Annotated in this window: 5 protein-coding genes; all 5 read left to right on the top strand. The window is 68.9% G+C overall.

The genetic code is table 11. The features are described from left to right. The first annotated feature begins 7 nt into the window (after window positions 1–7). The 5 genes from I71_RS26800 to I71_RS26820 are packed head-to-tail and all read left to right on the top strand — an operon-like array spanning window position 8 to window position 3579. Window positions 8–244, top strand: a complete 237-nt coding sequence (locus I71_RS26800) for a phosphopantetheine-binding protein (RefSeq protein WP_049976355.1) — start codon at window positions 8–10, stop codon at window positions 242–244. A gap of 35 nt (window positions 245–279) precedes the next feature. After that, entirely contained in the window at window positions 280–888 is a 609-nt protein-coding gene (locus I71_RS35295) for a hypothetical protein (protein ID WP_049976353.1), read from the top strand. 10 nt (window positions 889–898) lie between these two features. Next, on the top strand, window positions 899–2257 hold the full coding sequence (locus I71_RS26810; protein ID WP_042701154.1) for an AMP-binding protein: 1359 nt from the start codon (window positions 899–901) through the stop codon (window positions 2255–2257). Window positions 2258–2269: 12 nt separating this feature from the next. Continuing rightward, entirely contained in the window at window positions 2270–2593 is a 324-nt protein-coding gene (locus tag I71_RS36925) for a hypothetical protein (protein ID WP_042701160.1), read from the top strand. Continuing rightward, on the top strand, window positions 2590–3579 hold the full coding sequence (locus I71_RS26820; RefSeq protein WP_083897419.1) for a hypothetical protein: 990 nt from the start codon (window positions 2590–2592) through the stop codon (window positions 3577–3579). The genes I71_RS36925 and I71_RS26820 overlap by 4 nt, the downstream gene beginning before the upstream one ends. Window positions 3580–3582: the final 3 nt, after the last annotated feature.

The raw sequence follows: 3582 nt of genomic DNA on the forward strand, positions 1-3582 counted from the left end.
ACTCGATCTGGCGACACTGATCGTGAATACCCTCACGCTGGAAACAGCCCCGGAGGACGTCGACCCGGACGCCCCCCTCTATGGCGCAGGGCTGGGCCTCGATTCCATCGACATCCTGGAGGTGGCGCTCGCCGTCTCGAAGACCTACGGGGTGAAGCTGCGGGCGGACGACGAGAACAACACCAAGATCTTTACCTCGCTGCGCACCTTGAACAGCCACATCCAGCAGCTCAAAGCCGCCTGATGCCGTCCGCCGCCGCCTGGACCAGGGGAGGGGCCATGGCGACCGCCGGCCTGTCGCTCTTCGCGCTCTACCCGCTGCTGGTCCATGGCGCCATCGTCGCCGAGCTCGACGCCGACACCGCCCTGATCCTCGCGCTGGTGCAGGCCGGCGTGACCGGGCTGGTCGTCGGCCGCGCGGCGCCACGCTTCCGCTGGATCGCGTTCGCCGGTGCCATCGCCCTGTTCGGCCTGTCCTGGCGCTCCGCCCGCGACGGGCTGCTGGCGGCGTCGGCGATCGGCCATGCCGCCATCTATGTCGGGCTGCTCACCCTGTTCGGCCGCACCCTGCTGGCCGGGCGGGAGCCGTTGATCGCCTGGATCGCCCAGCGCATCCGCGGCAGTCTGACCGACGAGATGCTGGTCTACACCCGCCGCGTCACCATCGCCTGGTGCCTGTTCTTCGCCGGCCAGCTGGCGATGTCAGCCCTGCTGTTCGCCTTCGCCCCGCCCGCGGTCTGGTCCTTCTTCATCAACGTCCTCGACCTGCCGCTGGTCGCCGCGATGTTCCTGACGGAATACGCCTATCGCCTGCGCAGGTTCTGGAATTACCCCCACGGCTCCATCGCCGATGTCGTCCGCGTCTTTTCGGAGCGGCCAAATCCATGATGCTTCCGCCATGACGATGCTGTCCACCACCCGCCTGCCGCTGCTGCGCCACGACAGCCCCGGCGCCCTGTTCGCGTGGCATGACGGCAAATCGGTGACGGTGCGCGCCTATCTCGCCGCCGTGCGCGATCTGGCCCGCCGCCTGCCCGACGGCGCCTATCTGCTGAACCTGTGCGGCGACCGCCTCGGCTTCGCGGTCGGGTTGGGTGCCGCCCTGCTGCGCCGGCAGATCTGTCTGCATCCTCCCAACGACACCCCAGCGACGCTGCGCCAGCTGGAGGAAAGCTATCCGAACCTGATCTGCCTGACCGACGCTGGTGCCAGCTATCCCGGCATGGCCTGCGTCGAGGCGCTGCCCGCGAACGGCCTCGACAGCCTGAGCGGATCGCCCTTCGATGCCGACCTTGCCTTCCCGGCCGATCAGGTGGCGGCCATCGCCTTCACCTCCGGCTCCACCGGCCGGCCGATGCCGCAGGTGAAGAGCTGGGGCACCCTGGTCCGCAGCGTCCTTGGCGCCGGCACCGCGCTGGAAATCGCGGCGCTCGGCCCTGCCGGTCTGGTCGGCACCGTGCCGCATCAGCACATGTACGGTCTGGAATCGGTCATCCTGCTGGCGCTCCAGCATGGGCTGGTCCTGCATGGCAGCCGCCCCCTTTTCCCAGCCGACATCGCCGCCTGCCTCGCCGACCTGCCCGGCCGCCGCATCCTGGTCACCACGCCGGTCCATCTCCAGGCCCTGCTGGCCGACGGCATCGATCTGCCGCCGCTCGACGTCATCCTCTGCGCCACCGCTCCCCTGGCCCCGCAACTCGCCATCGACGCCGAAGCCCGGCTGGGCGCCCCGCTGCACGAGATCTACGGCTGTTCGGAAACCGGCCAGCTCGCCGTCCGCCGCACCAGCGCCACGGCGGAGTGGCTGTGCATCGACGGCATCCGCCTGCGCCAGGACGAGCAGGGCACCTGGGCATCCGGCGACTTCCTCGACGGCGAGACGCTGCTGGCCGACGTGATCGAGCTGAAGAGCGACACCCGCTTCGTCCTGCACGGCCGCTCCGCCGATCAGGTCAACATCGCCGGCAAGCGCAGCTCGCTCGCCTTCCTCAACCACCATCTGAATTCGGTGGACGGGGTGACGGACGGTGTCTTCTTCATGCCACGGGAAGGGGACAGCGGAACCACCCGCCTCGCCGCCCTGGTGGTGGCGCCCAGCCTGACCGCCGAGACCCTGCTGGCCCGCCTGCGCGAGCGGATCGACCCGATCTTCCTGCCGCGTCCCCTGCGCTTCGTCGATGCCCTGCCACGCAACCCGACCGGCAAACTGCCGCGAGAGGCATTGCTGAGGATGCTCGACGACCGCCGGCCCGACTAGGTGCCGCCGCCCGTGCCGAACCAGACCGAGCTCCACTTCCCCGCCGACCATCCGACCGCCGCCGGCCATTTCCCCGGCAACCCGATCATTCCGGGTGCGGTCCTGCTCGACAGCGCCCTGACCGCCATCGCGGCGGCGGAAGGCCTCGCCCCCGGCCCCTGCCGCCTGCGCTCCGCCAAATTCCTGTCCCCGGTCCGCCCCGGCGAACGGATGCTGGTCGAATGGCAAGCCGGGCCGGCAGGCGGCATCGCCTTCACCGGCAACGTGGATGGCCGCCCCGTGATGACCGGCGCCCTCCTGGTCGGCGACCTCCTGGCCGACAGCGTGACCTCATGAAGCTCCCCCTGCGCGCCAAGCCAACCGGTGAAACCGGGGCCGAGACAGCAGCCTCCCCCATCGGACCGACGCCACTGCGCCGCCGCCGCAAGGAGTGGATGAATCGGCCGGAGCGCAGCACCACCGCCGCCATCAAATTCATCGTCTGGGTTGCGCTGCGGCTCGGCCGGCGGGCGGCAAGGCTGCTGCTCTATCCGATCTGCCTCTATTTCGTCCTGTTCTCACGCAAGCCGCGCCGGGCCTCGGCCCTGTTCCTGTCCAAGGCGCTGGGCCGCCGGCCCGGCTTCGGCGACCTGTTCCGGCACTATCACGTCTTCGCCGCCTGCCTGCTCGACCGCGTCTTCTTCCTGAACGACCAGTCCGACGATTTCGACATCCGCGTCCATGGCGAGGACATCGTCATCGACCTGATGCAGCGGGGGGAGGGCTGCCTGCTGCTCGGCGCCCATATGGGCAGCTTCGAGGCGATCCGCATGCTGGGCCACCGCCAGCGGGACCTGCGCGTCAGCCTGGTGATGTACGAGGAGAATGCGCGCAAGATCAATTCGGTGCTAAACGCCATCAACCCGCTGTTGTCGATGGAGGTGATCGCACTGGGCCGGCCGGATTCGATGCTGCGCGTGCGTGAAAGGCTGGACCAGGGACATTTCGTCGGGATGCTCGCCGACCGCACCTTGGATGGCGAGGAGGAGGTCCGCCTGCCCTTCCTCGGCCAGCCGGCCGGTTTCGCGCTCGGCCCCTTCCAGCTGGCGGCGATGCTGAAGCGGCCGGTGGTGCTGATGGTCGGGATCTATCGCGGCGGACGGCGCTACGACGTCCATTTCGAGCGGATCGCCGATTTCTCGGACCTGAAAAAGCAGGATTGGCCGGTCCAGGACCGGCCGGGCCTTGTGCGCTGGGCGGCCGGACGCTTCGCCGACCGGCTGGAGCAATACGCCCTGACCTCCCCCTACAACTGGTTCAATTTCTATGATTTCTGGAAATAGACC

It is taken from the genome of Azospirillum sp. B506 (assembly GCF_000333595.1).
In the GTDB taxonomy this organism is placed as follows: Bacteria; Pseudomonadota; Alphaproteobacteria; order Azospirillales; family Azospirillaceae; genus Azospirillum.